Below are 14,290 nucleotides of genomic sequence, written 5' to 3'. Positions count from 1 at the left end.
CGTGCTCAGCCCTCAGCGTTTCCGTCGGCTATCGCCGTCTCCTGCAGCAGCGCTAGCAGCGCCGGTTTCTGATCGGGGGAGGAGAGGAAGAACAGTTCGTCGCCGGCTTCGATGACATCATCGGCGCTCGGAGCGAACGCCCGCGAATTGCGGATGATCGCCACCAGCACCGTATTCAGCGGGAAAGTGATCCCACCGACGCGCTCGGCCACGAGCTCGGCGTTCTCGTGCACGGTGAACTCCAGCAGTCCCGCCTGCCCGCGTTCGAAGCTCATGAGGTGGACCAGGCCGCCGACCTCCACGGCCTCCTCGACGAGCGCGGTCATCAGGCGCGGAGTGGACACGGCGACATCGACGCCCCAATTGTCGTCGAAGAGCCATTCGTTCTTCGGATTGTTCACGCGCGAGACCGTCCGCGGCACTCCGAACTCGGTCTTCGCCAACAGGGAGAGCACCAGATTGGTCTTGTCATCTCCCGTCGCGGACACGACGACATCGGCCTCCTCCAGCCCCGCCTCGGCGAGACCGGCGAGCTCACACGCATCGGAGAGCAGCCATTCGGCACCCGGAATGCGCTCATGGCCCAGCGCCTCCTTGCTCTGGTCGATGAGCAGGACCGAATGGTCCTTGTCCAGCAGCTCCCTGGCCACCGAACGTCCGACGAGCCGGCTCCGGCGATGATGACCCTCATATTTCTTCCTCCACGGTTCGCACTGGCTGATCGAGGATCCGTTCGATCTCGCCGAGGCGGTCGACCGGAGTCATGAGATGAACGAGGTCGCCGTCCTGGAGGAGCAGATCATCGTGGGCGACGATGCCCTCGGACAGGCGGGTGACATAGGCGACCCGCGCCTTGGTCCGTGTTTCGATCTCCTTGATCGGACGGGCCACCCAGCCAGGGTCCAGATGCACCTCCGCCAGGACGAGGTTGCCGGAGGGCTCACGGTATTCGGTGATCGACCCCTGCGGGACGAGCTTGCGCATCACCTGCTCGGCCGTCCACCGCACGGTGGGCACCGTGGGGATGCCGAGACGTTCGAAGACCTGCGCACGGTCGGGATCGTAGATGCGGGCGGCGACATTGCTCACCCCGAAGGTCTCACGAGCGACACGCGCGGCGAGGATATTCGAATTGTCACCGCTGGAGACGGCGGCGAAGGCGAAGGCCTCGGCAGTTTTCGCTTGCGACAGGGTCTCGCGGTCGAAACCGACTCCGGTGATCGTCGAACCGCTGAAATCCCGACCGAGCTTGAGGAATGCGTCGGGGTCTCGGTCGACGACTGCGACGGAGTGCCCATTCGCATCAAGGGCTTTGGCCAAGGAGGCCCCGACTCGACCGCAGCCCATAATCACGAAGTGCATGGGTAATCCTTCCCGCAGTGATCTACCATTGGTTGCCGTGGCCAGCAGTTTTTCTGATGCCGTCAAAAGACTACTCGTTGGACGGCCCTTCCGCAGTGAGGACAGGCGTGCGCCTGCGCTGAAGAAGCGCATCGCGATGCCCGTCTTCGCCTCCGACATGCTCTCCTCGGTGGCCTACGCCCCCGATGAGATCCTGCTGGCACTGTCACTGACCTCACTTGTGGCCCTGACCGTCGCCCCCTGGATCGGTTTGGCCGTCGGCATCGTCATCCTCGTGATCGTCGCCTGCTACCGCATCAACGTGCGTGCGTACCCCTCAGGCGGCGGAGACTACGAGGTGGCCTCGAAGAACCTCGGCTCCGGAGCGGGCTCATCGTGGCCGCGGCCCTCCTCGTCGACTATGTGCTCACCCTGGCCGTGTCGATGACGGTGTTCGCCGCCTACATCACCACGGCGTTCCCGGCACTCGCGCCCTACCGTGTGCCCGTGGCCATCGTCGGCATCCTGCTCATCTGCTTCGCCGGCCTGCGCGGTTCCCGGGCCACTCCGATGCTGCTGGCCGTGCCGACCTACCTGTTCCTCGGTGCCGTGTTCCTCACGATGTCGGTCGGTCTCATCCGCGTCGGGCTCGGTGACACCCCGCACGCCCAGACCGCCGACTACACGGTCGTGCACAGCAACATCGGCGATCAGGCGACTCTCGGTCTGGCCACCGTCCTCATCGTCCTGCGCGCATTCTCCTCCGGAGCCGTCGCACTGGCCGGTGTGCAGACCGTGGCCACGGCGGTTCCGGCGTTCAAGAAGCCGCGCGGCAAGAACGCCGGCAACACCCTGCTGCTGTCGGGACTGCTCGCCGCCCTCATGCTCACGGGGCTGACCTATCTGGCTTCGGTCACTGGAATCAAATACGTCGACGACCCGCATCTCTATCTCGTCCGCGGCGACGGCAGCCCGGTCAGTGCCGAATACGAACAGGAGCCCGTCCTCGCGCAGCTGGCGCACGCGATCTTCGACAATGCGCCGGCGATGTTCTTCATCGTCGTCCTCATCACCGCGCTCGTGCTCATCGCCGCTGCGAATACTGCGGTCGAAGGCTTCCCCGGACTGGCCTCTCGGCTGGCCCGCGACGAATTCCTGCCAAGGCAGCTGGCGACGAAGGGCGACCGACTCACCTTCTCCAACGGCATCCTGCTGCTGGCCGCGGCGGCGATCGTCCTCGTCGTCGCCACGTCCGCTTCGGCGACGGTGCTCATCCAGCTCTACCTCGTCGGGGTCTTCGCCAGCTTCGTCCTCGGCCAAGCGGGAATGGTCCTGCACTGGCGCAAACGGCTGCGCCTGGTCATCGATTCGAAGGCCCGGATGCGGATGCACTTCAACCAGGTCGTCAACGCCGTCGGCTGCGTGCTCGCCGCAGGCGTCCTCATCGTCGTCATCGTCTCGAAGTTCCTCGCCGGCGCCTGGCTGGCGGTCGCCGCCATGGCCGGGCTCTACCTCGTCATGGGCGCCATCCACCGCCACTATTCGCGCGTGGCCCGCGAGCTCGCCCCCGACGCGGACGTGAACTCCCGGACGATCCCGTCGAACACCCACGCCATCGTCGTCGTCAGCGAAATCGACAAACCGACGATGCGGGCCCTCTCCTACGCCCGGGTGACCCGATCGAGCCAGCTCGAAGCCGTCACCGTGGCCGTGGACGAAGAGGCTGCGGCCGCTCTGCAGAAACGATGGAACGAGATGGAGCTGCCGGTGCCGCTGACCGTGCTCGGCTCGCCGTACCGCGAACTCGTCCGCCCGATGCTCGCCCATATCCTCGCCATCCGCCGCAGGTCGCCCAGGGACCTCGTCATCGTCTACATCCCGCAGTTCGTCGTCGGTCGCTGGTGGGAGCACATCCTGCATAACCAGGTGGCTCTCAAACTGCGCACCCGACTGCTGCTGGTGCCCAATGTCGTCGTGGTGTCCGTGCCCTGGCGACTGAAATCCTTCTCTCGACAGTACGGCGGAGACGGACCCGATTCCGACACCTCGCTGTACAGACAGGCCTAGAACACGCATGAGCGACACTTCGGTTCCCGCCCGGGAACTCACCCTCGACATCGAGGCACCGGCGGCCGGCGGCACCTCCATCGCCCGACATGACGGTCAGGTCGTCTTCGTCTCCGGGGCCCTGCCCGGTGAGAAGGTCCGAGTCCGCACCGAGGCGGGACCGCCTGCCCGGTTCCTCCGCGCCGCTGTCACCGAGGTGATCGAGGCTACGGTTCACCGCGTCCCCGATCGTCGTCTCGACTATGTTCCCGGTGATTCTGCCGACGGTTCCGGTGCGGGGTTCGCTGCGGGCCCCGGTGCTGGGGCCGTGCCGGATTCGGCCGGGTTCGGCGGAATGGAATTCGCCCACGTCGACCTCGCCCATTCCCGCACGCTCAAGGCCGAGGTGTTGGGCGACCAGCTTCAGCGCATCGGACATATCGACCGCGCCGCCGAGGTGCTGCCCGCGCCGGGCGAGACCGACGGCACGGACTGGCGCACCCGTGTGCAGCTGGCCGTCGACGATGAGGGCCGCGCCGGAATGCTCGCCCCCAGGTCGCACGCGGTCATCCCTGTGACCACGCCCCCTCTGGCCGCGGGGCCCCTGCACGACCTCGACATGACGACACTGCATGTGCCGGGAGTCCGCCGACTCGAATTCGCGTGGGCCGGCGACCATGGCGCGCTCATCGTCCGTGGTCGGCCCACTGCGCAGGTCCTCGACGAGGTCGAGTCCTGGCTGCCGACGTCGTTCTCCCTCCTCGCCGAGGCGGCCGGACCGGAGCAGAGTCATGGTCGTGGTCGCGGAGGTCGTCCCCGTGGTCGCGGTCGTTCCCATGCGCCCGCTCCCGCCCTGCGCGTGATCCGTGGAGACCGCACTCTGACCGAAACGGTCGACGGTGGTGAGTTCGCCGTCGGCGCCGACGGCTTCTGGCAGGTCCACCGGGATGCGGCCGCACTGCTCAGCTCGGAGGTCGTCAGAGCACTGCCTGCTGATGTCGAAGCGATCACCGACCTCTACTGCGGGGTCGGACTCCTCGGCATCACTGCCGCCCGGGCCACCGGAGCGCCTCTGTTCGGAGTCGAAGGGGTCGAGACCGCCATTGCTCATGCTCGTGACAATGCCGCCGATCTCGAGGCCAGGTTCCTCGCTCTCAGCGTGGATCGGGCCCGACTGCCCGATTCGGACGTCATCATCCTCGACCCGCCACGGGCGGGCGCCGGGAGGAAAGCCACCTCGGCGATCATCGAATCAGCGGCAAGGACCGTGGTCTACGTGTCCTGTGACCCGGCCACGCTGGCTCGGGACCTCGCGGCGCTCACAGGCGGGGGATTCGGGATCGAGAGCCTCACCGGCTTCGACCTCTTCCCGCTGACCTCGCACCTGGAGACGGTGACAGTCCTCAGGCGGTGACCGAGCGGCGGGGGAGGAGGACGAGCGCGATGAGGGCGATGAACGTCGTGAGGAAGCCCCACAGTCCCCACCAGCTGCCCGACCGGCCCTTCTCCTTCGCGAATGAGCTGCAGACCACGGCGAAGATGATGCCGACGAGCAGCGCGCCGAAGCCGAATCCGGCGCCTAGGGTGAACGGGTCCATGGGATCTCCTCGGGGATGGCAGGCGAGTGCGCTGCTGCTTTGAGTGTGCTGTCCACGCTAGGCCGTGAGGCCCGGCCGAGGCCCTGGTGATGACCGCACGAGGGCCTGCGGAAAACCCGATCGCAGGGTTTCGCACCTCCGTGTGCCACGGTGGTCAAAGGCCCTCAAATGCGATAGAATTTATCTTGACGTCAAGATACTTTTGGAAACATATGTGTCGCGTAAATCGGTGCGTGATGCAAGGGTCCGACCGCCGAGTCGGACGGACCCGGTTTCTTGGATGAGTGTCGGATGAAACAGGAGAATCACGATGAGCAACGTCGATACGTTCAAATCGAAGAGCACCCTGACCGTAGGCGATAAGGATTATGAGATCTATCGCCTGGACCAGGTCAAAGGGTCGGAGAAGCTTCCCTTCAGCCTCAAGGTGCTGTTGGAGAACCTGCTGCGCACGGAAGACGGCGCAAACATCACTTCGGAACATATTGAAGCCCTCGGCAGCTGGGACCCCAATGCCGAACCCGATACGGAGATCCAGTTCACCCCCGCCCGCGTGGTGATGCAGGACTTCACCGGTGTGCCCTGCATCGTCGACCTCGCCACCATGCGCGAGAAGGTCGTCGAACTCGGCGGCAACCCGGATCAGGTGAACCCGCTGGCTCCGGCCGAGCTGGTCATCGACCACTCGGTGCAGATCGACCGCTTCGGCACCGCTGACGCCGTCGAACTCAACATGGACATCGAATACCAGCGCAACGGTGAGCGCTACCAGTTCCTGCGCTGGGGACAGACCGCATTCGAAGACTTCAAGGTCGTGCCCCCGGGCATGGGCATCGTCCACCAGGTCAACATCGAGCACCTGGCTCGCGTGGTCATGCCGCGCGAGGTCGACGGAGTCCTCCGGGCCTACCCGGACACACTGGTCGGCACCGACTCGCACACCACGATGGTCAACGGCCTCGGTGTGCTCGGTTGGGGCGTCGGCGGCATCGAGGCAGAGGCCGCCATGCTCGGCCAGCCCGTTTCGATGCTCATCCCGCGCGTCGTCGGCTTCAAGCTCACCGGTGAGATCCCCTCGGGTGTCACCGCGACCGACGTTGTGCTCACGATCACCGATATGCTCCGTCAGCACGGCGCGGTCGGCAAGTTCGTCGAGTTCTACGGCAAGGGCGTCGCCGAGGTGCCGCTGGCCAACCGCGCCACAATCGGCAACATGAGCCCCGAGTTCGGTTCGACCGCCGCGATCTTCCCGATCGACGAAGTCACCATCGACTACCTCAAGCTCACCGGCCGCTCGGAAGAGCAGATCCAGCTCGTCGAGGACTACGCCAAGACGCAGGGACTCTGGCACGATCCGGAGAACGAAGTCGAGTACTCCGAGTACCTCGAACTCGACCTGTCCACCGTGGTGCCCTCGATCTCCGGACCGAAGCGCCCGCAGGACCGCATCGAGCTCTCCGACGCCAAGAGCCAGTTCGCCAAGGACATCCACAACTACGCCGCTCCCGGCGAGGAGTCGAAGTCCGTGGACGTCAGCACCGCCGACGGACGCAACTTCGAGCTGGCCAACGGTGCCGTCGCGATCGCTTCGATCACCTCCTGCACCAACACCTCGAACCCCTCGGTGATGATGGCCGCCGGCCTGCTGGCACGCAATGCCCGCAAGCGCGGACTCAACTCGAAGCCGTGGGTCAAGACCTCGATCGCACCGGGCTCGAAGGTCGTCACCGAGTACTACAACAAGGCCGGCCTCATCGAGGACCTCGAAGCCCTGAACTTCTACATCGTCGGCTACGGCTGCACCACCTGCATCGGCAACTCCGGTCCGCTGGATGCGGAGATCTCGAACAGCATCCAGGACAACGACCTCTCGGTCACCGCAGTCCTGTCGGGCAACCGCAACTTCGAGGGCCGCATCAGCCCCGACGTGAAGATGAACTACCTCGCTTCGCCTCCGCTGGTCATCGCCTACGCACTGGCCGGCACCATGGACTTCGACTTCGAGAACCAGCCCCTGGGCAAGGACTCGGACGGCGTCGACGTCTACCTGGCCGACCTGTGGCCCTCGCCTGAAGAGGTCGAGTCCGTCATCGCCTCGTCGATCTCGACCGATATGTTCGACAACGAATACGGTCGCATCTTCGACGGTGACGAGCGCTGGCAGCAGCTTGACACCCCCGAAGGCAAGGTCTTCGAATGGGACGACGAGTCGACCTACGTGCGCAAGCCCACCTTCTTCGACGGCATGGGTCTCAAGCCCGAAGCCGTCAAGGACATCAAGGGCGCCCGCGTGCTCGCGAAGCTCGGCGACTCGGTGACCACCGACCACATCTCGCCCGCAGGTTCCTTCAAGGCCGACACCCCGGCCGGCAAGTACCTCGTCGAGCACGGCGTCGAGCGCAAGGACTTCAACTCCTACGGCTCGCGTCGCGGCAACCACGAAGTCATGATCCGCGGCACCTTCGCGAACATCCGTCTGCAGAACCAGCTCCTCGACGGAGTCCAGGGTGGCTTCACCCGCGACTTCTCGCAGGAGGGCGGACCGCAGACGACGATCTACGACGCCTCCGTGAACTACCAGGCCGCCGGCACCCCGCTGGTCGTCCTCGGTGGCAAGGAGTACGGCTCGGGATCCTCGCGTGACTGGGCCGCCAAGGGCACGAAGCTGCTCGGCGTCGAGGCCGTCATCACCGAGAGCTTCGAGCGCATCCACCGCTCGAACCTCATCGGCATGGGCGTTCTGCCGCTGCAGTTCCCCGCCGGCGAATCCGCTGATTCGCTCGGACTCGACGGCACCGAGACCTTCTCCATCGAAGGCGTCACGGAGCTCAACGAGGGCAAGACCCCGGCGACCGTCAAGGTCACCGCCGAGAAGGAAGACGGCACGAAGGTCGAATTCGACGCCGTCGTCCGCATCGACACACCGGGTGAAGCCGACTACTACCGCAACGGCGGCATCCTGCAGTACGTGCTTCGCCAACTTGCCGGTAGTTGAGCTGAACCGCTCAGATAGAAGGCGATCTGACAGCTGACATGCCCGCTTATGTGTAGCTCTAGCGTCTCACACATGCGCCCCGTCAGGCTCTGGCCTGACGGGGCCATGTGTGTGGCTATGGTTCAGTCGAGGTGGCGACGCCAGAACGGGTCGTCTGCCCAGTCGCCGATGTCTCTAGCGCGCAGTTGCATGGCCAGTCTTCAGAGTGAATCCAGAGCCCGGCCAACGCATTGACTTAGTGAGGCTGGCGATTCATGAAGGCCTCGTCCTGCTCCGTCGGCCCGTTTGGTCCGTGTGAACCGATGCCGTAAGCTAGTACCAACACGACAGGTCCGCTTCTCTAGATGAGACGCGGGCCTGTTCTCTTTCTGCCCCGCGCCGGGGACACGAGGACGATAAGCAGATGAGCACGCCGGACAGCACCTACGCCAAGCCATTCCTGACGATCCCCGAGCAGATCCAGCGGCTGCGCACGCGGGGCATGGACTGCGGAACAGAGACCTTCGCTGCCGGCGTCCTCGAACGCTACGGGTACTACCGGCTGTCGGGGTACTGGCACCTCTACCGAGCTCGACCCGAGCCTCCTGCAGACCGTTTCGACAAGGACGGCCGCGAGATCCGCCTGGACTCGTTCATGCTCGAGACGAGCCTGGCCCACGTGGTCGCCCTGTACGAGTTCGACCACGAGCTGCGGACCCGTCTAAGTGACTTCATCAGCATGGTCGAAACGTCGTTCCGGTTCCACATCGGTCACCGGCTCGGCAGGGCGGACCGATTCGCCCATCGGCGGCCGGACGACCTTGGCGCGCTCCGGTCGGCGGACCCGAGTGAGTCTCCCGAGCCGACCACTGCCTACCGCGAATGGCTCGAGGAGTACGACCGCCACGAGAAGCGCGCACGCGGAGACTTCGTCGTGCACTTCCGCGAGACATACGGTCCACATCTGCCGATCTGGGTCGCCACGGAGGTGATGTCGTTCGGCGTCCTGAGCGGCCTTTACGACCTGATGCCCCAGGGCGATCAGGAGATCCTCGCCGCGCGCTTCCAAATCTGCACCGCCGACGGTAGCGGCGACCGCGGTGCACTGAGCAATTGGCTTAACAACATCCGCAACGTCCGGAACATCTGTGCGCATTACGGCCGCTTGTGGAACCGTACGTTCGACGTGGTCATCGACGCACCGGGACAGACACGCGCGGACCCGAGCCACCTTCTGGCTTCGCTCGCGGACAAGGGCGTGGATAACAAGCTCTATGGCGTGCTGCTCATCTTGCGTCACCTCATGTTGAGCATCGCGCCGGAGCGGTCGGATGTCGTCGACTTCGCGGACTTCATTGAAGCCAGGTCGCAGGAGATTGGATTCTCAATGTTGCAGCTCGGGTTTCCCGACGATTGGCGGAGCAGCCCTGTATGGGACCGGGGCTTCGCACTCGACACTTCGCCCATGCTGGCGGCGAGTCTGCTTGACCGTGCTGAGTGTCGGACGGCCGCCGAGACGCGAGCGTCGTTGACTGGCGCAGAGGTCATCGACGCCGAGTACGATCGGACGCCAGAGCAGGCCGCGCGAGCGATGAAGGCGGCTCAACGCAGCCTGTTGCGGGCCTATCGGAAATACCAAGTCGTAATCGAGGTCGAACTCGGGAAGACCAGGCACTATCCCGCTTTCCAGTTCCGTGACGGCAAGATCATCGACGCCCTCGCGGAAATTAACAGAATGTTCGCCACCACATACGCAGACACAGACCCAACACTGCTCGCGTCTGCGCTGTTGGACTGGTGGCAGACATCGCACTCTGGATTACCGAAGGGTCCGGACGGCTCGGATCGATCGCCGGCCGACCTGCTGCACTCAGTATCCGAGCGGGACTTCACAGCGGCAGTCGAGGAGGCCGGTGCGATGAGCAGCTTCGTCGCGCCGAGCAGGATGAGCTCGTAGCCCGTTGCATCGCGGGCGACTTCCGCGTCTTGCTCGGGGGTGCCACCCGGGAGGCCAAGTGCATCTATCAGCCGGCCATTGTCGTCAACGATCGGAACGTCTCCGCCTATGAGGAGGAGTTCTCCTTTGGTGTAATCGAAATGTGCGATGAGCTCGCAGGTCTGGAGTCGTGCGTTCAGGGCGGCCACGATTGGCTTCGGTCAATCAGCCTTTCTGAGATTCGTTCTAGAGTTCGTGCACCGACGACCACAGACCATCCCGTCGACCCGGACCAGATTGTTGGTCCTTCTCTGCAAGACGTTCCTGGAGAATGGAGCCATGGAACGACCCCTTGACTTCTGGCGCGATCGGCGCATGCTGTGCGGCGGCTGCGGCCATTGTTTCGTCGTCGACCTGGACTGGATCGACCGCTGGGAGCAGGCGAAGGAGACATGTCCCGGCTGCGGCCTGACGTGCGAGCACGAGGACGCACCCAGAGTGACGGTCGATGCTGGCGACCCTGCCCTGAACGACGACCTGGTAGCACAGTTTTTCTGGTATCACACGAGCACGCAGCCGGACTGGCCGTCGAGGGACTTCGACCCCGCGGCGGACTTGACGCCCGGGATCCGAAGGATGATGGGCGGCGACGAGAGGGTCACAGCGTGGGCCGCGCGGCAGCGGGCGAAAGCGCTCCACGTCGGCACGTACGAGGCCGCGGTGCACAACATGCTCAGGCGAATGCGCGACCAGGCTGACCGAGGCAATCAGTTTTACCTCTACCGGGTCCATCTGAAACCATCTGTCACAGAACGGGAGGGTTGGATCGTCGATCCCAGCAACTGGCTTGGTGACGTCGTCCTCGCCGAGGTCTGCCCTCCAGGAATCGACGTCGCACGCTACCTCAACTACCACGAGGATCCAGGCGGGCTCTCACTGGAGCTGGGACGAGATGCGATCCAAGGCGTTCAGCAGATCGCGGTACCTCTGTCTGATGCCTGGGACACCGATTGGGTGAGCGACGCTGTCGCAGCCCTTGAAGGTGCATCAGACGAACTGATCCCGGCGACCGGGAAGCCGGGCAGATTCTTGCGGCCTTCGTCTCCTCGAGCCGGCCGCGCTGGCGAGTTCGGTGCGGAGCTGGCTGACCTATTGCCGGTCAATCTCCACGACCAGTTCGCCTCGGCTGCCGCGTTTGCTGAGGGTGACGACCCAGCGCGGTGGGCCCGCCGGACAAGCAGCCTGTTCGACCTGGTCAAGAATCCTGGCGAGGTGCTGGCGGAGCTCGATAAGGCTCAGCACCGACCGGTCTGAGCTTGACGACGTGGGCAGAGAAAATCCCCCAAGTGCGCATCGTGGAGAGGCGTGAGGGATGTAGTGCTTTCAAGTTAGCACTGGCTCGTCTTGGTCGACGTGTCCGCTGCGTCGCAGGTTTCCGCAGGCTGTCGCAGCAGGAAGAATCGGTCTTGGTGACGCCAGTGCTGCTGAGCGAGGGTCGTCCGGCAATCAGGCACTCCGTCGACAGACGCGCACGCCTTCCATCAGGCGATGAGCGCCTTGGCTGCGGACGCCAGGGTGTCGATGGTCGGCCGGTAGTACGCCCAGCGGCCGCGCTGCTCGCGCTCGACCAGGCCGGCCTCGACGAGCAGCTTCATGTGGTGGGAGACCGTCGGCTGCGACAGGCCTACCGGTTCTGTGAGGTCGCAGACGCACATCTCGCCCGCGCTGCTTCCGGCGATGATGGACATGAGCTTGACCCGGGTGGGATCGCCGAGAGCCTTGAACACCCTGGCGAGGTCCTGGGCGACCGCGTCGTCGATCGTCTCGCCGAGGACGCAGCAGGGCGCGACGTCGGATGCGGACTCGATGGCTGGGGGAGTGGTCATGGGTCCATTCTGCCTCATGCATTGACATCTGTCGATATGTGGGACAAGCTCGACCCATCGAAGAACATCAATACATGGAGGTTGAAGTGAATCCCGTCGTCGTTATCGGGGCCGGTCCGCAGGGCCTGGCCGCTGCTGCTCATCTGCTCGAGCGAGGCCTGGAGCCCGTGGTCCTGGAGTCGGGCGACGGTCCGGCATCTGCGGTATCCGAGTGGGGCCACGTCCGCCTGTTCTCGCCGTGGTCCGAGCTCATCGACCCAGCGTCGCGCCGGCTGCTCGAGCCGACCGGTTGGAGCGCGCCCGAGACCGGCTACCCGACCGGCGCTCAGTGGGTCGAGGAATACCTGGCCCCGCTGGCCGAGACGCTGAGCGACCGTGTTCGCTACAGCTCCCGCGTCATAGGCGTGGGCCGCAAGGGCCGCGACCTCTCGGTCGACGCCGGCCGCGCGGAGCAGCCGTTCGTCGTCCACGTCCGCCGCGCCGACGACACTGAAGAACGGCTTGAGGCCAAGGCTGTGGTCGACGCCTCGGGCACCTGGCGGGCACCGAGCCCGGCGGGCGCGGAGGGACTGCCCGCCCTCGGCGAACAGGCCGCCGTCGAAGCCGGCCTACTTGATCACCGCACGCCGAGCCGCGAGGAGGCCGCCGAACTGGCAGGCAAGCACATCGTCGTGGTCGGCAGCGGCCACTCGGCCGCGACCGCGATCGGCGACCTCGCGACAGTGGTCCGCCGCGAGCCGGGCACCCGGGTGACCTGGGCGCTGCGCCGCGGTACCGTCGGCAACGCCTTCGGCGGCGGTTCCGCCGACGAACTGCCCGAGCGCGGTGCCCTGGGCCAGCGAGCGAAGAAGGTAGTCGAGGATGGCTTCATCGACCTCGTCACCGGATTCCGTACCGAGCGGGTCCTCGTCGAAGACGGTCGGGCGGTGCTCGTCGCCGAGGACGGACGCCGACTCGAACCCGCGGACCGAGTGGTCGTCGCGACGGGCTTTCGTCCCGACCTGTCGTTCCTCTCCGAAGTCCGACTCGACCTCGACGTGCGCCTGCAGGCTCCGACGAAGGTCGCCACTGAGGTTGATCCGAATCTTCATTCCTGCGGCTCAGTGCGCGCCACGGGGGCGACCGATCTCGCCCACCCGGAACCGGGCTTCTACATCGTCGGCGCGAAGTCCTACGGCCGCGCTCCAACGTTTCTAGCGATGACCGGATACGAGCAGGTCCGCAGTGTCGTCGCCGAGCTCGCCGGCGATCACGAGGCGGCTGACCGTGTCGAGCTGGAGCTGCCCGACACCGGCGTGTGCGGCGGATCGGGCCTGTTCGACGCCCCGGAGCAGGCGACGTCGGGCGGGTGCTGCACACCCGCGCCCCAGCTGGTCCAGATCGGCACGAGGACCGACGGATGAGCCGCGGTCGCCTGTTGATCGTGGGCGGCGGGCAGTCGGGCCTCGCCGCGGCCCGTGCTGGGCGTGACCGCGGCTGGGAGCCGGTGGTGCTCGAGGCCGGTGACGAGCCGGTTGGGTCGTGGCCGCGCTACTACGACAGCCTGCGGCTGTTCTCCCCGCGCCGGTACAGCGCCTTCCCGGGTCACCGGTTCCCCGGCGACCCCGACGGGTACCCGGGCCGCGACGAGGTCGCCGACTACCTCCGCGGCTACGCAGAGTGGCTGGGCGTCGAGGTGCGGACCAATGCTCGCGTCACCGAGGTCGCCGCCGACGGCCCGGGCTTTGCCGTGGAGCTGGCCGATGGGAGCAGCCTGGTCGGGGATGCACTCATCGCTGCCTCGGGGTCGTTCGCCAACCCCTACGTGCCGATGATCCCCGGCCGGGAGAAATTTCAGGGCCGGGTCCTGCACGTGGCCGACTACCGGTCGCCGGAGGAGTTCGCCGGTCAGCGGGTCGTGGTCGTCGGTGCGGGCAACTCTGCCGTCCAGATCGCCCACGAACTGGCCGACCACGCGGAGACGTCGCTGGCGGTGCGGGACCGTGTCCGGTATGCGCCGCAGGTCATTGCCGGGCGCGACCTGCACTGGTGGTTGCGGTTCACCCGCGCTGACCTCCTGCCGCCGTCGGTCCTCGCCAGGATCATCACAGGCACACCGATCATCGACGACGGACAGTACAGGGCTGCGCTCGAGGCGGCACATCCAGACGAGCGGCCGATGTTCGCCAATTACGTCCCGGACGGTGTCGCGTGGCCCGACGGCTCGCGGGAGCGCGTCGACTCAATAGTCTTCGCGACAGGCTATCGGCCGCACATGCCGTACCTGCGATCTCTCGGCGTCCTCGATGAGGCCGGCGCGCCGAGGCACGATCGCGGCGTCTCGACCGTGCTGCCTGGCCTGGCGTTCCTGGGCCTGGAGTTCCAGCGCTCGTTCTCGTCGAACACCCTGCGCGGTGTCCACCGCGACGCGGGTTACGTCGTCGATGCCCTGGCCAGGCAGTCGAGGGGCGTCGTCGTTGGCTGAGGCTGTTGTGCGGCCCGGGCGGGGAAGGGTGCTGGCTGCGCTGTG

At 65.8% G+C, this 14,290-nt stretch carries 11 protein-coding genes and 1 pseudogene; 8 read left to right on the top strand and 4 right to left on the bottom strand.

The features are described 5' to 3' along the window. Positions 1–5: 5 nt before the first annotated feature. A pseudogene (locus LJ362_RS09805) lies at positions 6–691 on the bottom strand (potassium channel family protein). Continuing rightward, on the bottom strand, positions 688–1,362 hold the full coding sequence (locus tag LJ362_RS09800; RefSeq protein ID WP_264798859.1) for a potassium channel family protein: 675 nt from the start codon (positions 1,360–1,362) through the stop codon (positions 688–690). The pseudogene LJ362_RS09805 and the gene LJ362_RS09800 overlap by 4 nt, the downstream one beginning before the upstream one ends. A gap of 136 nt (positions 1,363–1,498) precedes the next feature. Here LJ362_RS09800 and LJ362_RS16935 point away from each other — a divergent pair, with 136 nt between their 5' ends. Genes LJ362_RS16935 through LJ362_RS09790 form a run of 3 tightly spaced genes read left to right on the top strand, consistent with a single transcriptional unit; the run spans position 1,499 to position 4,801 of the window. Further along, positions 1,499–1,789: a hypothetical protein gene (locus tag LJ362_RS16935; protein WP_320109112.1), complete on the top strand. Its 291-nt coding sequence runs from the start codon at positions 1,499–1,501 to the stop codon at positions 1,787–1,789. Beyond that, entirely contained in the window at positions 1,738–3,408 is a 1,671-nt protein-coding gene (locus tag LJ362_RS09795; RefSeq protein ID WP_320109111.1) for an APC family permease, read from the top strand. Before LJ362_RS16935 ends, LJ362_RS09795 begins: the two co-directional genes overlap by 52 nt. Positions 3,409–3,415: 7 nt before the next feature. After that, the gene (locus LJ362_RS09790) at positions 3,416–4,801 is read left to right on the top strand and encodes a class I SAM-dependent RNA methyltransferase (RefSeq protein ID WP_264798858.1); all 1,386 of its coding nucleotides are present in this window, start codon (positions 3,416–3,418) and stop codon (positions 4,799–4,801) included. Here the strand turns inward: LJ362_RS09790 and LJ362_RS09785 are convergent. Continuing rightward, the gene (locus LJ362_RS09785; RefSeq protein ID WP_173152908.1) at positions 4,791–4,985 is read right to left on the bottom strand and encodes a hypothetical protein; all 195 of its coding nucleotides are present in this window, start codon (positions 4,983–4,985) and stop codon (positions 4,791–4,793) included. The two genes, LJ362_RS09790 and LJ362_RS09785, sit on opposite strands and share 11 nt — an antisense overlap. A 310-nt stretch (positions 4,986–5,295) precedes the next feature. On the opposite strand from LJ362_RS09785, the gene acnA reads away from it, so the two are divergent. From acnA to LJ362_RS09765, 3 genes are all read left to right on the top strand, one after another. After that, positions 5,296–7,980, top strand: a complete 2,685-nt coding sequence (gene acnA, locus LJ362_RS09780; protein WP_264798857.1) for an aconitate hydratase AcnA — start codon at positions 5,296–5,298, stop codon at positions 7,978–7,980. 403 nt (positions 7,981–8,383) lie between these two features. Beyond that, a complete protein-coding gene (locus LJ362_RS09775; protein ID WP_264798856.1) occupies positions 8,384–9,916 on the top strand; it encodes an Abi family protein in 1,533 nt (510 codons plus the stop codon). Positions 9,917–10,234: 318 nt separating this feature from the next. Further along, positions 10,235–11,209, top strand: coding sequence for a hypothetical protein (locus tag LJ362_RS09765; RefSeq protein WP_264798855.1), 975 nt, complete (start codon positions 10,235–10,237; stop codon positions 11,207–11,209). 227 nt (positions 11,210–11,436) lie between these two features. Here the strand turns inward: LJ362_RS09765 and LJ362_RS09760 are convergent, their stop codons facing one another. Then, positions 11,437–11,781, bottom strand: coding sequence for an ArsR/SmtB family transcription factor (locus LJ362_RS09760; protein WP_092013154.1), 345 nt, complete (start codon positions 11,779–11,781; stop codon positions 11,437–11,439). A 74-nt stretch (positions 11,782–11,855) separates the two neighbouring features. On the opposite strand from LJ362_RS09760, the gene LJ362_RS09755 reads away from it, so the two are divergent. Both LJ362_RS09755 and LJ362_RS09750 read left to right on the top strand, forming a co-directional pair. After that, a complete protein-coding gene (locus tag LJ362_RS09755; protein WP_092013157.1) occupies positions 11,856–13,184 on the top strand; it encodes an FAD-dependent oxidoreductase in 1,329 nt (442 codons plus the stop codon). Then, positions 13,181–14,245, top strand: a complete 1,065-nt coding sequence (locus LJ362_RS09750; protein WP_092013160.1) for a flavin-containing monooxygenase — start codon at positions 13,181–13,183, stop codon at positions 14,243–14,245. Before LJ362_RS09755 ends, LJ362_RS09750 begins: the two co-directional genes overlap by 4 nt. Positions 14,246–14,290: the final 45 nt, after the last annotated feature.

The sequence above is a fragment of the Brevibacterium sp. JSBI002 genome, assembly GCF_026013965.1.
Taxonomy (GTDB): Bacteria; Actinomycetota; Actinomycetes; order Actinomycetales; family Brevibacteriaceae; genus Brevibacterium.
This window is presented reverse-complemented; position numbering and strand designations above follow the sequence as displayed.

What these genes read in the sequence shown, in the direction of transcription:
- LJ362_RS09775 (WP_264798856.1), top strand. Translation starts at nt 8,384, where the DNA reads ATGAGCACGCCGGACAGCACCTACGCCAAGCCATTCCTGACGATCCCC.
- acnA (WP_264798857.1), top strand. Translation starts at nt 5,296, where the DNA reads ATGAGCAACGTCGATACGTTCAAATCGAAGAGCACCCTGACCGTAGGC.
- LJ362_RS09785 (WP_173152908.1), bottom strand. Translation starts at nt 4,985, where the DNA reads ATGGACCCGTTCACCCTAGGCGCCGGATTCGGCTTCGGCGCGCTGCTC.
- LJ362_RS09790 (WP_264798858.1), top strand. Translation starts at nt 3,416, where the DNA reads ATGAGCGACACTTCGGTTCCCGCCCGGGAACTCACCCTCGACATCGAG.
- LJ362_RS09750 (WP_092013160.1), top strand. Translation starts at nt 13,181, where the DNA reads ATGAGCCGCGGTCGCCTGTTGATCGTGGGCGGCGGGCAGTCGGGCCTC.
- LJ362_RS09765 (WP_264798855.1), top strand. Translation starts at nt 10,235, where the DNA reads ATGGAACGACCCCTTGACTTCTGGCGCGATCGGCGCATGCTGTGCGGC.
- LJ362_RS09755 (WP_092013157.1), top strand. Translation starts at nt 11,856, where the DNA reads ATGGAGGTTGAAGTGAATCCCGTCGTCGTTATCGGGGCCGGTCCGCAG.
- LJ362_RS09800 (WP_264798859.1), bottom strand. Translation starts at nt 1,362, where the DNA reads ATGCACTTCGTGATTATGGGCTGCGGTCGAGTCGGGGCCTCCTTGGCC.
- LJ362_RS16935 (WP_320109112.1), top strand. Translation starts at nt 1,499, where the DNA reads ATGCCCGTCTTCGCCTCCGACATGCTCTCCTCGGTGGCCTACGCCCCC.
- LJ362_RS09760 (WP_092013154.1), bottom strand. Translation starts at nt 11,781, where the DNA reads ATGACCACTCCCCCAGCCATCGAGTCCGCATCCGACGTCGCGCCCTGC.